The organism is Pseudoduganella sp. RAF19 (assembly GCF_052114165.1).
Lineage (GTDB): Bacteria > Pseudomonadota > Gammaproteobacteria > Burkholderiales > Burkholderiaceae_D > Rugamonas.
Window position 1 is genome coordinate 277,471 of sequence record NZ_JBFREF010000003.1, and the last position, 17,546, is coordinate 295,016.

The window sequence follows — 17,546 nt, forward strand, 5'->3', positions numbered from 1 at the left end:
TTTGGATTTTACATAGAATTTTGCACCCCAAAACCGTTTAAATTTCATGCCCTTAGCCCCATCTGGAAGGGCTGACCGGCGCGCTGGTCTGCACCTTCTGGCAGGAAAAGCAAGATAATTCGGCACATTTTTTTAACTGCTAATGACCACTCTGCTCGAAATTTCCCTGTCTCAGCAATAAACGGAATTTTCCATGCTCAACCGGGGTGGGTGGCTGGGGAAAATTCGGGAGTCAGTGTTGCTATGGCGTAACCATGCCAAATTGCGCTATACAAGCAAAGTATAGGAAAAAATCAGCCGGATGAGCGCCCGGCTGCCATTTCCACGCAAGCTTGAAAGAACACTACATATATATAGTGTGTGCGGCCTCAAATGATCCGGTTGCGCTTCTCGCGCTTGCACTCCAGGGTGCTGATGACCTGGCCGTCCGGGGTGACGGTGTCCAGATGGACGTCGAAGCCCCACAGGCGGGCCACGTGCTTGAGCACTTCATTGGCCTGCTGGTTCAGCGGGCGCCGGTTGAACTGGGTATGGCGCAGGGTGAGGGCGCGGTCGTCGCGCGTATTCACCGACCATACCTGGATATTCGGCTCGCGGTTGCCGAGGTTGTACTGGTCGGCCAGCTGCTGGCGCACATAGCGGTAGCCCAGCTCGTCGTGAATGGCGGACACCGACAGCTTCTCGTTCTTGTCGTCGTCCAGCACGGCAAAGAAGTGAAACTCGCGGATCAGGCGCGGCGAAAGGAATTGCGCGATGAAGCTTTCGTCCTTGAAATTGCGCATGGCAAAGTCCAGCGTCTTGCGCCAGTCGCTGCCGGCGATATCGGGGAACCACTCGCGATCTTCATCGGTCGGGTTCTCGCAGATTCGTCTGATGTCAGACATCATGGCGAAGCCGAGCGCATAAGGATTGATGCCGTTGTAGTAAGGGCTGTGCACCGGCGGCTGATAGACCACGTTGGTATGGCTCTTCAGGAATTCCATCATGAAGCCATCGCTGACCACGCCTTCTTCATACAGCTGGTTAAGAATGGTGTAGTGCCAGAAGGTAGCCCAGCCCTCGTTCATCACCTGGGTCTGGCGCTGCGGATAGAAATACTGGCTGATCTTGCGCACGATGCGCACCACCTCGCGCTGCCACGGTTCCAGCAGCGGCGCGTACTTCTCGATAAAGTAGAGCAGGTTCTCTTCCGGCTCGGGCGGGAAGCGGGCGATGGGTTTGTTGACTTCGCCTTCTTCGCGCCGCGGCACGGTGCGCCATAGTTCATTGATCTGCGATTGCAGATAGGCTTCGCGCTCCTTCTGCTTCTGCGCTTCCTGCGCCAGCGACAGCTTGGCCGGACGCTTGTAGCGATCGACGCCATAGTTCTGAATGGCGTGGCAGGAGTCCAGCAGCAGCTCAACCGCTTCAATGCCGTGGCGCTGTTCGCACTCGGTGATGTAATTCTTCGCGAACACCATGTAATCGATGATGGCGTCGGCGTCGGTCCAGGTGCGGAACAGGTAATTCCCTTTGAAAAAGGAGTTGTGGCCGTAGGCCGCGTGCGCGATCACCAGCGCCTGCATGGTCAGGCTGTTCTCCTCCATCAGATAAGCGATGCAAGGATTGGAATTGATCACGATCTCGTAGGCCAGGCCCATCTGTCCGCGTTTATAGCCTTTCTCGGTAGCGAGGAAGTGCTTGCCGAAAGACCAGTGCGCATACGACACCGGCATGCCGACGGACGTGTAGGCGTCCATCATCTGCTCGGCGGTGATGATTTCCAGCTGGTTCGGGTATGTGTCGAGGCCGAAGTTCCTGGCGACGCGCTTGATTTCGTCGTGCGCCTGCTCGATCAGTTCGAAGGTCCATTCCGATTGGTCCGGCAGGGCGTTCGGATGGCGCGGGCGGTGGGTCATCTGATTCATTTTGGCTGCTTCTTGAACAATTCGCGGAACACCGGATAGATGTCAGCCGGCGTGACGATTTTTTGCATGGCAAAGTGCTGGTGGTATTCCGGCACTTGCGCGTATTGCTCCCACAGGTTCTGTGGCGGGCCGTCCGTGATCTCAACGTAAGTGTAATACTGCACCTTGGGCATGATGGTGTTCACCAGCAGCTGGCGGCACAGCACGGAATCGTTGTCCCAGTTGTCGCCATCGGACGCCTGCGCCACGTAGGCATTCCAGCTGCCGCCGCCGTAGCGTTCGTCGATGATCTTGTTCAGCAGGTGCAGGGCGGACGACACCACGGTGCCGCCCGATTCGCGCGAATGGAAGAATTCATTCTCGTCCACTTCCGACGCGGCGGTGTGGTGGCGGATGAAGACGACTTCAATCTTGTCGTACACCCGCTTGAGGAAGAGATACAGCAGGATGAAGAAGCGCTTGGCCGTATCCTTGCGCTGCTCATCCATAGAGCCCGACACGTCCATGATGCAGAACATCACGGCCTGGGTCATCGGCTTCGGCACCTTGATGCGGTTCGAATAGCGCAGGTCGAAGGGATCGATAAACGGAATCGCCAGCAGCCGCGTATGCAAATGGTGGATCAGTTTTTTCAGCTCGATCACGCGCGGATCTTCCAGCGGCGCGCCGGCCAGCAGCAAATCCTCCAGCTCGCGTTCCGCTTCGATGATGCGCTTGCGCGAAGGCCCGCCCACCGCCAGGCGGCGCCCCAGGGCGCCGCGCAGGGAACGCAGCACGTGGATATTGGACGGCGTGCCGGACACGGTATAACCCGCGCGCTGCTGTTTGAATTCGGTGGTGGCGGTCAGCTGCGTCTTGACCATGTGCGGCAATTCCAGATCTTCGAAGAAGTAGTTCATGAATTCTTCGCGCGACAGCTCAAAGATGAAATCATCTTCCGTGGTCTGGTCGCTGTTGCCCGCCTTGCCGCGGCCACTGCCGCCGCCGCCCTTGGGCCGGTTGATCTGGTCGCCTTTCTGGTATTCCTGATTGCCGGGATTCACCACTTCCCACACGCCGCCATGGGCGTGGCCAAAGGAGGGCTCGCTCACGTCCTTGACGGGAATCGAGACTTTCTCGCCATTCTCAATATCGGTAATGGAGCGGCCCTTGATGGCGCGTCCCACCGCATCCTTGATCTGGCCCTTGTAACGCCGCAAAAAACGTTCGCGGTTGATCGCAGATTTATTCTTGCCCTGCAAACGACGGTCGATGAGGTAAGTCATGTGCCTCCTGCTGCTATTCCGTTGCCGTGGCGGTGTGCATATTATCGCACCGTCGGCGGATCAATGATCCGCCCTACGCCAGGCAGCTGTAGGGCGGATCATCGATCCGCCGTCCATGCACTACCGCTTACGACGACTTCCTCACGCGCAGATACCATTCGCACAGCAGGCGTACCTGCTTGGCCGTATAACCCTTCTCGACCATGCGGGCCACGAAGTCGGCGTGCTTGTTGGCATCCTCTGCGCTGGCCTTGGCATTGAAGGAAATCACCGGCAGCAGTTCTTCCGTATTGGAGAACATCTTCTTCTCGATCACTGTGCGGAACTTCTCATAAGAAGTCCATGCCGGGTTCTTGCCGCCGTTATTGGCACGCGCACGCAGGCCGAAGTTGACGATCTCGTTGCGGAAGTCCTTCGGATTCGAAATGCCGGCCGGCTTCTCGATTTTCTCCAGCTCGTTGTTGAGCGATTCGCGGTCGAAGCTTTCGCCGGTATCCGGATCGCGGTATTCCTGGTCCTGAATCCAGAAGTCGGCAAAGGTCACGTAGCGGTCGAAGATGTTCTGGCCGTATTCGGAATAGCTCTCCAGATAAGCGGTCTGGATTTCCTTGCCGATGAACTCGACATAGCGCTGCGCCAGGTGTTCCTTGATATACGAGAAGTAGCGCTGTTCGGTCTCCGGCGGGAACTGCTCGCGTTCGACCTGCTGCTCAAGCACGTAAAGCAGGTGCACCGGATTGGCCGCCACTTCGGTCGAATCGAAGTTGAAGACCTTGGACAGGATCTTGAACGCAAAGCGCGTCGACAGACCGTTCATGCCTTCATCCACGCCCGCGTAATCCACATACTCGTGGATCGACTTGGCTTTCGGATCGGTGTCCTTCAGGTTGTCACCATCGTAGACCAGCATCTTGCTGAAGACGGACGAGTTTTCCGGCTCCTTCAGGCGCGACAGGATGGCGAACTGCGCCATCATGCGCAAGGTTCCGGGCGCGCACGGTGCATGGTCCAGCGAAGAGTTGTGCAGCAGCTTCTCGTAGATCTTGATTTCGTCGGTCACCCGCAGGCAGTAAGGCACTTTGACGATGTAGATACGGTCGAGGAATGCTTCGTTGTTGCGGTTGTTCTTGAAGCTCTTCCACTCCGACTCGTTCGAGTGCGCCAGAATGATGCCGTCAAACGGAATGGCGCCAAAGCCTTCCGTACCCTTGTAATTGCCTTCCTGGGTGGCAGTCAGCAGCGGGTGCAGAACCTTAATGGGGGCCTTGAACATCTCCACGAATTCCATCAAGCCCTGATTGGCCAGGCACAGGCCGCCGGAATAGCTGTAAGCATCCGGATCGTCCTGGGCATAGTCTTCCAGCTTGCGGATATCGACCTTGCCGACCAGGGAAGAGATGTCCTGGTTGTTCTCATCGCCCGGTTCCGTTTTCGAGATCGCCACCTGCTTCAGCACGGAGGGATAGCGCTTGACCACGCGGAACTGGTTGATGTCGCCATTGAATTCATGCAGGCGCTTGACGGCCCATGGCGAAGGGATATTGCGCAGGTAGCGGCGCGGGATGCCGTAATCCTCTTCCAGGATGGTGCCGTCTTCCTGTTCGCTGAACAGGCCAAGCGGCGATTCATTCACTGGCGAACCTTTCAGGCAATAGAAAGGCACTTGTTCCATCAGGGATTTAAGCTTTTCCGCGATCGAAGACTTACCGCCGCCCACCGGTCCCAGCAGGTAGAGAATCTGCTTGCGCTCTTCCAGGCCCTGGGCCGCGTGGCGGAAGTAGGAGACTACCTGCTCGATGACTTCTTCCATGCCGTAGAACTCACGGAAGGCTGGGTAAATCTTGATGACCTTGTTGGCGAAGATGCGCGACAGGCGCGTGTCGTTGCGCGTGTCGACCAGCGTTGGTTCGCCAATCGCCGCCAGCATGCGCTCCGCCGCCGATGCATACGTTAGCCGATCCTTCTTGCAAAGCGCCAGGTATTCTGTGAGGGACATTTCCTCTTCCCTGGTGCGCTCGTACCGTGCTGCGTAGTTGTCAAAAATGGTCATGTGAATGTCCCTTTATGAATTAACTTGCTAGTCATTCGGTCGGCAGTCGTCGCTGGGGGCTGCTGGCCTTATCCTGTGATGTGAACTCCTTGATTTCTTGTTGTTTTATGTCGCCAGCTTGCCTGGTATGCCGGGGATTGCTCCCGGACCGGAACTGGCCTTTTTTTGCCGCGCGGGGGGAGTGCCGGCGCCTGAGTGTGTTCCGTCGAAACGCATCTTACGTTGATGAAATTTATTATTGCTCCATTGCCTCAGGAAGTAAACTTAAAACCCCCTTTTTTGTGTGACAGTAGCACGGCTGCGCACACTCTGCAGGACCGCTGCGAACCGTGTGACAGCGCACGGTATTGCGCTAAGATGCCATATCCCATACGAAAGAATTGAAATGACTACTCAAATGCGTTCCATAGTGCAAAACATGCCGAAGGCAGAACTGCACATCCATATCGAAGGTTCGCTGGAACCAGAACTGATTTTCGCATTGGCCGAACGCAATGGCGTGCAGCTCGCTTATCCCTCCGTTGAAGCGCTGCGTGCTGCTTACGCCTTCACTGATCTGCAATCCTTCCTCGACATCTATTACGCTGGCGCCAGCGTGCTGCTGCAAGAGCAAGACTTCTATGACATGACGGCGGCCTACCTGGCGCGCGCTCACGCCGACCATGTGCGCCACACTGAAATCTTTTTCGATCCACAGACACACACCGCGCGCGGCGTGCCTATCGAATATGTCATAAACGGTATTCACCGCGCTTGCGCTGACAGCCCGGTCAGCGCTTCGCTGATTATGTGCTTCCTGCGCCACTTGAGCGAAGACGATGCGATCGCCACGCTGGAAATGGCTTTGCCGCACCGCGACAAATTTATTGGCGTGGGTCTGGACTCGTCGGAAGTCGGCCATCCGCCGGAAAAATTCGCGCGCGTGTTTTCGCGCTGCCGCGATCTGGGCCTGCACCTGGTTGCCCATGCGGGCGAAGAGGGGCCGCCCTCGTATATCGAAACCGCCATCGACCTGCTGAAAGTAGAGCGCATCGACCATGGCGTGCGCTGCCTGGAAGATCCGGCTCTCACCCGTCGTCTGGCCGAGATGCGCATGCCGCTGACCGTGTGCCCGCTGTCGAACACCAAGCTGCGCGTGTTCGATCAGATGAAGGACCACAATCTGCTGCAATTGCTGGATGCCGGCCTGGTCGCGATGGTCAATTCCGATGACCCGGCTTACTTCGGCGGCTATATGAACGATAACTTCGTGGCCGTGTTCGACGCGCTGCCGCTGGGCTTGCAGCATGCCTACCAGCTGTCGCGCAACAGTTTCGAAGCAGCCTTCCTGCCGGCCGCCGAGAAGCAGCGCTACCTCGATGAGGTGGATGCTTATTTCGCCGCCTTTAACGTCGTGTGACATGCTGCGCCAGGCCCTGAGAATGACGGCGCGCGACTGGCGCGCCGGCCAGCTGCGTTTTCTGCTGATCGCACTGACCGTGGCGGTGGCGGCATTGTCCGCTGCCGGTTTCTTCATCGACCGCCTGCGCGCCGGCCTCGATCGCGACGCCCATCAGCTGCTGGGCGCCGATCTGCTGGTCACGGCGGATAACCCCATGCCGCAGGCCTGGCGCGACGAAGCGCAGCGCCGTGGCTTGCGTATTGCCGAGACGGTAGCCTTCCCCAGCATGACGCAGGCAGGTGAGGGCGATGCCGCACAATCCGTGCTGTCGGCAATCAAGGCTGTCGGCGATGGCTATCCGCTGCGCGGCCGCCTCAAGGTGACTACCAGCGCCGAGCAGGCGGCGGACAGCATCGGTGTCGCTGCTGATGGCATCCCTGCGAGCGGCACGGTGTGGATTGATCCTTCGCTGCTGGCCACCCTGAACGTCAAAGTGGGCGGCGAATTGCGACTTGGCGAAAGCCGGTTCCGCATCGCGCAGCTGATTGCGGCCGAACCTGATCGCGGCTCTGGCTTCATCAACTTCGCGCCGCGCGCCATGATTGCGATGGACGATCTGGCCGCGACCCAGCTGATACAGCCGGGCGCACGCGTCGGCTATCGGCTGCTGGTGGCGGAAGCAGGCAAGGGCGCTCCTGGCGCCACGGTGAAGGACTTCGGCGACTGGCTGAAGAAGACCATCAAGGATGGCAATGTGCGCGGCGTGCGTATCGACTCGCTGCAAAACGGCCGGCCGGAAATGAGCGCCACGCTGGATCGCGCAGACAGCTTCCTGTCCCTGGTCGGCTTGCTATCAGCGATGCTGGCTGCGGTGGCTGTAGCCATGGCTGCGCGCCGCTTCATGACGCGCCATCTGGATTCCTGCGCCATGCTGCGTTGCCTGGGCCTGACGCAAAATCAGGTGACGGTGCTGTATCTCACAGAATTTCTGATCGTCGGATTGGCCGGCAGCCTGCTGGGCGTGGCCGTGGGCTTCGGCGCGCACTATGCGCTGGTGGAGCTGCTTGGATCGCTGGTGGCGACGGATATTCCATCGCCAAGCGTGCTGCCTGCGGTGCAGGGCATCGCGGCGGGCATGCTGCTGCTGGCGGGCTTCGCGCTGCCGCCGATTCTGCAACTGCGCAATGTGCCGCACAACCGCGCGATCCGCCGCGAAGCTGCCGCGCCGAAGCCTGCCGCGCTGGCGACTTACGGCATGGGCATCGCGGCATTCGGCGCGCTGCTGCTGTGGCAGGCGGGCGATGTGAAACTGGCCCTGTTCACGGGCGGCGGCTTCCTCGCTGCTTTCGCGGCCTTTGCACTGATCGGCTGGCTGGGACTGCGCGCGCTTGGCTCCCTGCGTCACGCCGCGGGGTCGCAGGCATGGCGCTTTGCGGTGACGTCGCTGCGCCGCCGTCCGGGTGCGACGGTGGTGCAAGTGGTGTCGCTGGCCCTGGGCCTGATGGCGCTCCTGCTGCTGACCGTGGTGCGCGGCGACTTGATGACAGCATGGCGCAACGCCACGCCGCCGGATGCGCCGAACCGCTTCATCATCAACATCCAGCCGGATCAGAGGGACGAAATCCGCACCAGGCTGGCGGATGCCGGCGTGGCGGAGATTCCGCTGTATCCAATGGTGCGCGGCCGCCTTGTCGCCGTGAATGGCAAGACCATCACGCCGGACACCTATGCCGATGAAGATGGCGCGCGCGGTCTCGCCGAGCGCGAATTTAACCTGTCCACGATGATGGACATGCCGCCGTCTAACCGCATCTCCTCGGGACAGTGGTACACCGACAAGCCCGGCGCAGCGGAGGCCTCGGTGGAGGAGGGCATCGCCAAGACGCTGAAACTGAAACTGGGCGACACCATGCGCTTCGATATCGCCGGCTCGCCGGTCGAAGCGAAGATCACCAGCCTGCGCAAGCTGGAGTGGGGCTCGATGCGTGTGAACTTCTTCGTCATCATCAATCCGTCGGCGATGGCGGACACGCCGCAGACCTGGATCACGGCCTTCCACTTGCCGAAGCAGGCAGCCGGCTTGCCCGCCACGCTCTCGCGCGACTATCCCAACCTGACCATCGTCGATGTGGGCGGCATTCTGCGCCAGGTGCAGTCGGTGCTGGACCAGGTGATACAGGCCGTGGAATTCCTATTCGCTTTCACCCTCGTATCGGGCGTGCTGGTGCTGTACGCGGCGCTCATGGGTTCGCAGGATGAGCGTCGGCGCGAAGCGGGTCTGCTGCGTGCACTGGGCGCCACGCGCAAGCAGCTGTCGCAAGCGCAGATGATCGAGTTCTTGCTGGTGGGCGGACTGGCCGGCCTGCTGGCAGCGACGGGCGCGGGTCTGATGGGCTGGGGACTGGCGACCTATCAGTTCAAATTCGCCTGGACCTTCAGCCCCTGGGTGTGGCTGGCGGGCCTGGTGGCAGGCGCGGTATGCGCCATCATCGGCGGCTGGCTGGGACTGCGCAATGTCCTGAACCACCCGCCGCTGCAAACCCTGCGCGAAGCTTAAGCCGCGAGGGCTGGGCGCTGTGAGCGCTGGAAGGCGTCGAAGCTGGTGTTGACGCCTTCCAGGAAACCGGCCGGCACCTCGAACAGCGCCCAGTAATACGTCTCACGGCCTTCGCAGACTTCAGGCTTGCGGCAGTAGCGATGCCAATGCTCGCCCACGGCGGCCGCGTACATGCCATCGCCTGTGACATGATGGAAAAATGGCAGGATGCGCCGCTCGTCCAGCGCGGCCAGCAGGGAAGGCGGCGCATTGCTGTCGCACGCCATTTCGAACTGTGAGCGCAGACCTTTCTCCGTTTCGATAATCATCAGCGTAGCCTTGCCCGCGCGGTCGAAGAACAGAATGCCGCTCGGGTTGGGGAAGACGTAGTGCTCCACGAAGCCGTGGGCCTGGTACAGCGCCTGCACCACGCCGGCCAGGGCGTCGCAGCTCAGGAAGCTGAAGTCGTGCAGGGCCAGCATGTCGCACACGGTCTTGGACTGCTCCTGGAAGAATTGTTTTTGCAGATCCGCCAGCTCGCGTTCCAGCTGGTCGAGCGCATCGTCGGCGCTCTTGCGGATGTAGCGGTCGATCAGGCCGCGGTTAAAGGCATCCACTGCAATTTTCTCGTCCGCGGCGCCAGTAAACAGGATCTTCTTGCAGGGATGCGTGCGCAGGGCCTGACAGAACGCCAGTCCATCCATCTGCGGCATGGAGTAGTCCACCACCAGCACCGACGGCATGGCGAAGCGCTGCGGCTGCGTGCTGAGGCGCCAGATGCGTTCCAGGTCCACTTCCACATTGCGCCGTTCCGCCGACTGGTGCGGATCGTCGAAATTCACGTGCAGGGGCAGATCGGCACGGCGCGCGCTGCGTCCAAACCAGTCCAGTGCTGCGAGCGTGTCGTAGAAGCTGATATTCGGCTGCGACGGGTCGAGCTGGAAGGACAGGCTGCGCAAAAACGTGTCGCTGTCATCGACCAGCACCGTTGTCGTGGGGTGGAAATAGACGGGCAATTTCATGAGTCACCTGAACGGGGAAAATCAAGAACAAATATAGCGTAAGCGTGCTCGCGTGACACGCAACGCAGCCTGGCTTGCCAGGCGGTGAGGATCTGGCGGCACAGGGCCAGGCCGATGCCGGGGCCGTTATGCGCCGGGAAGGCATAGAAGCGGGAGAAGATCAGCGGCAGGTGATGCGCCGGCACGCCGCAGGCGGTGTCGATGACCAGCAGGCGCGGCGCCTCGCGCGAGCCATCCACCACGATGCGCACCCGGCCCTTGCCGGCGCGCTGAATCGCCTGTAGCGCATTGCGCAGCAGATTGAGCACCACGACTACCGCCAGTTCCTGCTGGCCGCGAAACTGGAAATCGCCGCGCAGCTGCGTGACCACCAGCCCGCGCTGAGTCTCGCTGGTGAAAGGATAACGGCGCAGCGCTTCATCGACGGTATGGTGCATGGAGACTGAGGCATCGGGATCGGGACTGCTGCGCATGGCGCGGGCGCTCAGCAGAAACAGATCGATCATATGATTCATATGCCGTACTTCATGCCGGGCACGGGTAAGTGCCTGGCTGACGTCCGGATTGGGATTGGCGACGCTCTGGTACATGCGCCCCAGTCCTCGCAGATTGGCGTCGATGCTGGTCAACGGCGTGCGCAGCTCATGGGCTACCGCGCCCAGGCCTTCACCCAGGCCGTTCAGCTTCACCTGTTCCAGCGTGCGGCGGCCGACGCGCGCCACGCACAGCACGCCGATCATAAACCAGTGAATCGGCAGCAGCTGGAGTACGGGCTGGGACAGCAGCACGGCGCGCTCGCCTTCAGCCAGGGCAAGCAGGATGGCTGCCGCCGTGCCGATGGCGTAGGCGCGCAGGGCCATGCGGACGGGAAAGTGAAACAGGCCGATCAGCGCCACCAGCAGGGCCTGCGTCCACGTCGCGTTGGCGTGATTCATGAGGAACATGTAGCTCATGAAAAAGGGCAGGCTGAAGACCAGCAGGAGAAAGGTGTAGTGCCGGCGCTGCCGCAGAGGCCAGTGTTTCGCCAGCAGGCCGCCCAGACAGAGCGCAGTGCCCACTGCGCGCACGGCCACATTGTCATATGGCTGCGGGAACACGTAGACGAACAGCACGTAAAAAAAAGGAAAGCAGACGATGCCCATCCAGCTCAAAAGCAGCAGCTGCAGCGTGGCCATGCTTTCGGGGTCATGGCGGCGCAGCAGGCGTCGGATCAGTTTGGCTGGGGAAAATTGCATAGTGAAACGAATTGATTCTAGTCAAGTTCTCATAATGCAAGCAAATAATAGCAAATTGAGCAATATCAGCGGCGAGCTTGATCCATATCAATACTGCGTTGCGCTATGATGGCGTTTATGACTGAAGAATCCCGCACCCTGTATGAAGTGATCGGCGGCGAAACCAAGCTGCGCGAGATGGTGGACCGTTTTTACGATCTGATGGAACTTGAGCCGGATTTCGCCGGCATCCGCAGCTTGCACCCGCCCACCACGGACGGCTCGCGCGACAAGCTGTTCTGGTTTTTGAGCGGCTGGATGGGCGGCCCGGACCACTTTGTCGAACGATTTGGCCACCCGCGCCTGCGCGCGCGGCACCTGCCATTCGCCGTCGGCACCAGCGAACGCGATCAATGGCTGCGCTGCATGGCCTGGGCCATGGAAGATGTGGGCATTGCTGAGGACCTGCGCCTGCGCCTGATGGAATCCTTCTACCAGACCGCTGACTGGATGCGAAACAAGGCCGACTGATATGGAAATCATGATCCTGCTGGGACTTGCCGCGATCATCATCGTGCTGCAAGTGGTATCGCTTATGCGCACGCGCGGCGGCGACATGGCCGAGCGCCTGGACCGTGTCGAACGCGAAGTGCGCCTGCAGCTGCAAGCCACCGCGCAAGCGCAGCGGCAGGAGATGGGCAATACGCTGACGCAATCCCATGCTGCGACGGTGCAGCAGCTCGACAGCATGCGCCGCCAGATCGAGGCGCTGACCGAATCGAACGCGCGACGCCTGCTGGAAGTGCGCGCCACGCTGGAAGTGAAAATCCGCGAGCTGCAAACCGATAATGGCGCGCGCCTGGAAGAGATGCGCAAGACCGTTGACGAGAAGCTGCATGCCACGCTGGAAACGCGTTTGAGCGAATCCTTCCGCCACGTGAGCGAGCGCCTGGAGCGCGTGCATCAGGGACTGGGTGAAATGCAGCAGCTGGCGCTCGGCGTCGGCGATCTGAAACGCGTGCTGACCAATGTCAAAACGCGCGGTACCTGGGGCGAAGTGCAGCTGGAGATGCTGCTGGAGCAGGTGCTCACGCCCGACCAGTATGCCAAGAATGTGGAAACCATCCCCGGCACCAATGCCCGCGTCGAATTCGCACTGAAGCTGCCGGGCCAGAAAGACGACGGCGCCCCGGTGTGGATGCCGATCGACGCCAAATTCCCGAAAGAGCAGTACGAGCGCTTGCTGGAAGCCGCCGAACGTGCGGACGCCGAGTCGGTGGCCGCTGCCGGCCGCGAACTGGAACGCGCGGTGCGCGGCGAAGCGAAGACCATCGCCGAAAAGTATCTGGCGCCGCCACTGACCACCGATTTCGCCATCCTGTTCCTGCCGACCGAAGGCTTGTACGCGGAAGTGATGCGCCGCCCCGGCCTGGCGGACGAGCTGCAGCGCGTGAACCGCATCAGCATTGCCGGACCGTCCACGCTGACGGCACTGCTGAATAGCCTGCAGATGGGTTTCCGCACGCTGGCGCTGGAAAAGCGCTCATCGGAAGTGTGGCAGGTGCTGGGGGCGGTGAAAACCGAGTTCGCGAAATTCGGCGATGTGCTGGCCGCGACCAAGACCACGCTGGAGCGCGCCGCCAAGAATATCGAGAATGCCGAAGTGCGCAGCCGCCAGATGGCGCGCAAGCTGAAGTCGGTGGAGGCGCTGCCCGCCGAAGCGGCGCAGCTGCTGATTGGCGGCGAACTCGATATGGGCGACGCCGACGCGCCTTAAACCAGGCCTTCGAACACGATCACGTCGACCAAATCGCCTTGTGCGACGCTGGCCTGTTCATCATGCAGCACCACCATGCAGTTCGCCTCGGACATCGAGCGCAGAATGCCGGAGCCCTGCGAGCCAGTGATGCTTACCTCGCGCACGCCATCCGGCGCGGTGGACAGAATGCCGCGCTGATACTCCGTGCGGCCCGGTTTCTTGCGAATCGCCGATGTCGAGCGCACGCGCAGCAGCTGGTCGCCCGCCGCTTCGGCGCCCATCATGCGCAGCAGCGCATTGCGGGCGAAGAAGTAGAAGGTCACCATCACTGCCACCGGATTGCCGGGGAGCCCGAACAGGAAGGCGTTATGGCCGTTGGAACTGATGCGTCCAAATGCCATCGGGCGGCCGGGGCGCATGCCGATCTTCCAGAACGTCACGTCGCCCAGTGTGCCCATGATCTGCTTGGTGTAGTCGGCCGCGCCGACCGAGACGCCGCCTGAGGTGATGATGGCGTCCGCGCATTCGGTGGCGGTGCGCAGCGTCTCTTCCAGCGTGGCCGGATCGTCTTTCACGCAGCCCATATCGATGATGTCGCAGCCCAGGCGCGTCAGCATGCCGTACAGGGTGTAGCGGTTGGAATCGTAAACGCAGCCCTCGCCCAGGGTTTCGCCGATCGAACGCAATTCATCGCCGGTAGAGAAAAAAGCCACGCGCAGGCGGCGCTGCACCGGCACTTCGGCCATGCCCAGTGATGCGATCAGGCCCAGATCTGCGGGCCGAATGATCTTGCCTTTCTTTAGCGCCGCGCTGCCCGCGGTGAGGTCTTCACCTTTGAAGCGGCGGTTGTCGCCGGTTCGCACGCTGCCTGGCGGGATGGTGACGCTGGTGTCGCTGATGTCCGCCGCATGTTCCTGGGGCAGCACTGTGTCGCAGCCTTCGGGCATCACACCGCCGGTCATGATGCGCACGCATTCGCTGGGGCCAGGCTTCAGTGGCGAAGTGCGGCCGGCGTAGATCGTTCCCAGGATTTTCAGCGTAAGCGGTGCGCTGCCAAGCTGCTCGCCGGCGAAGGCAAAGCCGTCCATCGCGGAATTGTCGTGGGCCGGCACGTTGATGGGCGAGATCACATCCTCGGCCAGCACCCGATCGAGTGCGCTGCGCAAAGCCACTTTCTCCACGCCGCGCACGGGCTGGATAAATTCGCTGATGATGCGCTGGGCATGGCGCACAGGCAGCGCATCGGGATCGTAATCCGACAGGCAGCTGACCACCTCCTTCAGCGATGGTGCGCCAGTGGCGGCTTCCTCTTTGTGCAGCTCATCCAGCGTGTTGATGTTGCGGAAGGCGGCGGCGTCGTTGAACTGGACCTCAACCACCTTGATCGATTTGTACCAGCCATCCATGCGCCGTGCGCCGGTGGACAGGTAAGCATCCAGCTGGGGCAGGGCGCTCTTGCGAATCAGGCTGAAGACCGGGTGCAGCTGGGTGTGCACATTGCCGGTTTCGTCAGTTTCCAGCGTGGCGGCGACGGCCAGGTCGGCGTCCTTCGCGAGCATGGCCTCGTGCAGGCGCTGCACCAGATCGGCAGGCAGGAAGGGGGAATCGCAAGGCGCAGTGACCATCAACTCGGTGGCGCAGTGGCGCAGGCCAGTCTGCACGCCGGCCAGCGGGCCTTCAAAGCCGGTCAGCTCGTCCGGCAGCACCTGCGCGCCGAGCGCGCTGTAGGCAGGCAGATTGCGGTTGGCATTGATGACGACATTCTCGACTTGCGGAGAAAGGCGCTGCAGCACATGGGAAACCAGCGTGCCGCCGCGGAAGGGTTGCAGGCCTTTGTCCACACGGCCCATGCGGGTGCCGCGGCCACCCGCCAGAATCAGTGCACTGACACTCAAACTATCCTCCGATATAGGACATCTCGACTTTGCGCTCGCCGCCGGTGCGGGAAAGCCCGTCGGTGTTGATGGTTCGAAGCTCGGAATAACGGTCGCTGCGCCCACGCCAGAGCTGGGCGACGGCGCCCGAAATCTCGGCATCGCTGCGCCCTTCGCGCATCAGCTGGCGCAGATCGTGGCCGCGGGTGGCGAACAGGCAGGTGTACAGCTTACCCTCTGTCGACAGGCGCGCACGAGTACAGTCCTTGCAGAATGCGTGGGTTACACTTGAAATCACACCGATCTCGCCGCCGCCGTCCACATAGCGCCAACGCTCCGCCGTCTCGCCGGTGTAATTCGGATTCACCGGCTGCAACGGCATTTCGGCGCTGATGCGGCGCACGATTTCTGCGGAAGGGATCACGTCCTGCATATTCCAGCCGTTGGATGCGCCAACGTCCATGAATTCGATGAAGCGCAGGATATGCGGCGTGTCTTTGAAATGGCGCGCCATTGGCAGGATCTCCTGCTCGTTCATGCCGCGCTTGACCACCATGTTCACTTTGATCGGACCCAGGCCCACGCTGTGCGCGACGTCGATGCCGTGCAGGACTTCGGCCACTTCAAAATCGACATCGTTCATGCGCTTGAAGGTGGCGTCGTCCAGTGCGTCGAGCGACACGGTGACGCGCTGCAGCCCGGCGTCCTTCAGCGACTGGGCTTTGCGGGCCAGCAGGGAAGCATTGGTGGTCAGCGTGAGGTCGAGCGGCTTGCCGGACACGGTGCGCAGGTTCGCCAGCATCTCGATCAGCTTTTCCACATTCTTGCGCAGCAGTGGTTCGCCGCCGGTCAGGCGGATTTTTTCCACGCCGTGCTCGATGAAGAGACGGGCGATGCGCGTGATTTCTTCGAACGTCAGCAGGGAGTTGTGCGGCAGGTATTGGTAATCCTTGTCGAACACTTCCTTCGGCATGCAGTAGACGCAGCGGAAGTTGCAGCGGTCCGTGATCGAGATGCGCAGGTCGTGCAGCGGACGCGCGAGCGTGTCCTGCACGCTGCCGGTCGGTGGTTCCAGCGTGGCCGGGATGGCGGGCGCCTGGCTGCGGCCGTCGTTCAGGATGATGATCTTTTCAGTCATTGATACGTGAGATTCGTCTAACCCAGATACGATAGCACGATGCCAGCAATGGCACAGGCCAGCAATACCTTGATGGGGCCCATTTTAAGACGGAACAAGGCCAGGCAGGCGGCAGCGGCAATGGCGATGGACGTCCAATCCCAGCCTGTGGGCGTGTGGAAGACATGCTGGCCAAAAAACACGGCCAGGCTTGCAATCACGCCAACCACGGCGGCTGAAATGGCGGTCAGCGGTGCAGTCATGCGGATATCGCCACGTGTGGCTTCGACCAGCGGTCCGCCCGACAGCACGAAGATGAACGAAGGCAGGAAAGTGAACCAGGCCGCCACCGCCGCGCCGGCGATGCCGGCGGCGGCCGGATTGCCGAATAAATCGGCCGTCCAGGCGCCGACGAAGCCGATAAAGGCCACGATCATGATCAACGGACCTGGCGTGGTTTCGCCCAGCGCGAGGCCGTCAATCATCTGGGCCGGCGTCAGCCAGTGGAAGGTCTGCACCGCGCCTTGATACACATAAGGCAGCACGGCGTAAGCGCCACCGAAAGTCAGCAGGGACGCCTTACTGAAGAACCATCCCATCTGCGCCAGCGTGCGGTCGGCACCGCTCAGCCAGGCGATCAGCAGCCATGCTCCGGCCATCAGTCCCAGCCCGCCAAGGATATTGCGCAGCAGGCGCGGCCAGCTGAAACGGGCGTGGGCGGGCGTTGGCGTGTCATCGTCGATCAGGGCCGGGCCGTAGCTGGCTTCTGCCGCATGAGGGCCGCCACCGATCTGGAATTTTACCGGCGCCGCACGCCCGCCGATCCAGCCGATGAGGGCTGCGCTGAGCACGATGGCGGGGAAGGGCAGGTGAATGATGCTGATTGCAACAAACGCCGCGGCGGCGATGGCAATCAACAGACCGTTACGCAGCGTCCGGCTGCCGATGCGCCAGGCGGCGGCCAGCACGATCGCCACGACGGCGGGTTTCATGCCGTACAGTACGCCAGCGACAACCGGCAGGCTGCCGAACGCCAGATAAATCCACGACAGGGCCATCAGGATAAGCAGGGAGGGCAGCACGAACAGCGTGCCGGCGACGATAGCGCCGGGCGTACGATGCATCAGCCAGCCGATATAGATGGCCAGCTGGGTCGCTTCGGGGCCGGGCAGCAGCATGCAGTAATTGAGCGCATGCAGGAAGCGGTGTTCGGAAATCCAGCGGCGGCGCTCGACCAGCTCCGCATGCATCATCGCGATCTGCCCGGCGGGACCGCCAAAGCTGACGAAGCCCAGCTTAAGCCAATACCAGAACGCCTCCGCCAGGCGCACCTGCGCCGGCGGGCTCATGTTCACTTTGGGGTCAGGCACTTTTTGGTACATGAGTTCGTTTTTTCGGGGCGAAAAAAAGGGAAGCGCGAG

The 17,546-nt window shown here is 61.2% G+C and carries 12 protein-coding genes; 4 read left to right on the top strand and 8 right to left on the bottom strand.

Features of this window, described 5'->3' with window-relative positions:
- Positions 1-368: 368 nt before the first annotated feature.
- The 3 genes from AB4Z19_RS09170 to AB4Z19_RS09180 form a co-directional block, all read right to left on the bottom strand.
- On the bottom strand, positions 369-1,907 hold the full coding sequence (locus AB4Z19_RS09170) for a SpoVR family protein (protein WP_442035055.1): 1,539 nt from the start codon (positions 1,905-1,907) through the stop codon (positions 369-371).
- Positions 1,904-3,172, bottom strand: coding sequence for a YeaH/YhbH family protein (locus AB4Z19_RS09175; RefSeq protein ID WP_442035057.1), 1,269 nt, complete (start codon positions 3,170-3,172; stop codon positions 1,904-1,906). The genes AB4Z19_RS09170 and AB4Z19_RS09175 overlap by 4 nt, the downstream gene beginning before the upstream one ends.
- Positions 3,173-3,299: 127 nt before the next feature.
- Entirely contained in the window at positions 3,300-5,222 is a 1,923-nt protein-coding gene (locus AB4Z19_RS09180; protein WP_442035059.1) for a PrkA family serine protein kinase, read from the bottom strand.
- Between the two features lie 385 nt (positions 5,223-5,607).
- On the opposite strand from AB4Z19_RS09180, the gene AB4Z19_RS09185 reads away from it, so the two are divergent.
- Together AB4Z19_RS09185 and AB4Z19_RS09190 are read left to right on the top strand one after the other, a co-directional pair.
- Positions 5,608-6,621 carry an adenosine deaminase gene (locus AB4Z19_RS09185; RefSeq protein WP_442029733.1) on the top strand — a complete coding sequence of 338 codons (1,014 nt, stop codon included), beginning with the start codon at positions 5,608-5,610 and terminating at the stop codon, positions 6,619-6,621.
- A gap of 1 nt (position 6,622) precedes the next feature.
- A complete protein-coding gene (locus AB4Z19_RS09190) occupies positions 6,623-9,160 on the top strand; it encodes an ABC transporter permease (protein WP_442035061.1) in 2,538 nt (845 codons plus the stop codon).
- Here the strand turns inward: AB4Z19_RS09190 and AB4Z19_RS09195 are convergent.
- Together AB4Z19_RS09195 and AB4Z19_RS09200 are read right to left on the bottom strand one after the other, a co-directional pair.
- On the bottom strand, positions 9,157-10,161 hold the full coding sequence (locus AB4Z19_RS09195; protein ID WP_442028970.1) for a response regulator: 1,005 nt from the start codon (positions 10,159-10,161) through the stop codon (positions 9,157-9,159). The genes AB4Z19_RS09190 and AB4Z19_RS09195 overlap by 4 nt on opposite strands.
- On the bottom strand, positions 10,158-11,396 hold the full coding sequence (locus AB4Z19_RS09200) for an ATP-binding protein (RefSeq protein ID WP_442035063.1): 1,239 nt from the start codon (positions 11,394-11,396) through the stop codon (positions 10,158-10,160). Before AB4Z19_RS09200 ends, AB4Z19_RS09195 begins: the two co-directional genes overlap by 4 nt.
- A gap of 108 nt (positions 11,397-11,504) precedes the next feature.
- Here AB4Z19_RS09200 and AB4Z19_RS09205 point away from each other — a divergent pair, with 108 nt between their 5' ends.
- Together AB4Z19_RS09205 and AB4Z19_RS09210 are read left to right on the top strand one after the other, a co-directional pair.
- Positions 11,505-11,906, top strand: a complete 402-nt coding sequence (locus AB4Z19_RS09205) for a group II truncated hemoglobin (protein ID WP_442035267.1) — start codon at positions 11,505-11,507, stop codon at positions 11,904-11,906.
- Between the two features lies 1 nt (position 11,907).
- Positions 11,908-13,152 carry a DNA recombination protein RmuC gene (locus AB4Z19_RS09210; RefSeq protein WP_442029541.1) on the top strand — a complete coding sequence of 415 codons (1,245 nt, stop codon included), beginning with the start codon at positions 11,908-11,910 and terminating at the stop codon, positions 13,150-13,152.
- Here AB4Z19_RS09210 and moeA read toward each other — a convergent pair.
- The 3 genes from moeA to chrA are packed head-to-tail and all read right to left on the bottom strand — an operon-like array spanning position 13,149 to position 17,507.
- Entirely contained in the window at positions 13,149-15,029 is a 1,881-nt protein-coding gene (gene moeA, locus AB4Z19_RS09215) for a molybdopterin molybdotransferase MoeA (RefSeq protein ID WP_442035065.1), read from the bottom strand. The genes AB4Z19_RS09210 and moeA overlap by 4 nt on opposite strands.
- Before the next feature lies 1 nt (position 15,030).
- A complete protein-coding gene (gene moaA / locus AB4Z19_RS09220; RefSeq protein WP_442035067.1) occupies positions 15,031-16,146 on the bottom strand; it encodes a GTP 3',8-cyclase MoaA in 1,116 nt (371 codons plus the stop codon).
- A gap of 17 nt (positions 16,147-16,163) precedes the next feature.
- The gene (chrA, locus tag AB4Z19_RS09225) at positions 16,164-17,507 is read right to left on the bottom strand and encodes a chromate efflux transporter (protein WP_442035068.1); all 1,344 of its coding nucleotides are present in this window, start codon (positions 17,505-17,507) and stop codon (positions 16,164-16,166) included.
- Positions 17,508-17,546 lie beyond the last annotated feature (39 nt).

Bases quoted from the DNA above. Each gene is read 5' to 3' on its own strand.
- AB4Z19_RS09170 (WP_442035055.1), bottom strand. From the start codon at position 1,907: ATGAATCAGATGACCCACCGCCCGCGCCATCCGAACGCCCTGCCGGAC.
- AB4Z19_RS09175 (WP_442035057.1), bottom strand. From the start codon at position 3,172: ATGACTTACCTCATCGACCGTCGTTTGCAGGGCAAGAATAAATCTGCG.
- AB4Z19_RS09180 (WP_442035059.1), bottom strand. From the start codon at position 5,222: ATGACCATTTTTGACAACTACGCAGCACGGTACGAGCGCACCAGGGAA.
- AB4Z19_RS09185 (WP_442029733.1), top strand. From the start codon at position 5,608: ATGACTACTCAAATGCGTTCCATAGTGCAAAACATGCCGAAGGCAGAA.
- AB4Z19_RS09190 (WP_442035061.1), top strand. From the start codon at position 6,623: ATGCTGCGCCAGGCCCTGAGAATGACGGCGCGCGACTGGCGCGCCGGC.
- AB4Z19_RS09195 (WP_442028970.1), bottom strand. From the start codon at position 10,161: ATGAAATTGCCCGTCTATTTCCACCCCACGACAACGGTGCTGGTCGAT.
- AB4Z19_RS09200 (WP_442035063.1), bottom strand. From the start codon at position 11,396: ATGCAATTTTCCCCAGCCAAACTGATCCGACGCCTGCTGCGCCGCCAT.
- AB4Z19_RS09205 (WP_442035267.1), top strand. From the start codon at position 11,505: ATGGCGTTTATGACTGAAGAATCCCGCACCCTGTATGAAGTGATCGGC.
- AB4Z19_RS09210 (WP_442029541.1), top strand. From the start codon at position 11,908: ATGGAAATCATGATCCTGCTGGGACTTGCCGCGATCATCATCGTGCTG.
- moaA (WP_442035067.1), bottom strand. From the start codon at position 16,146: ATGACTGAAAAGATCATCATCCTGAACGACGGCCGCAGCCAGGCGCCC.
- chrA (WP_442035068.1), bottom strand. From the start codon at position 17,507: ATGTACCAAAAAGTGCCTGACCCCAAAGTGAACATGAGCCCGCCGGCG.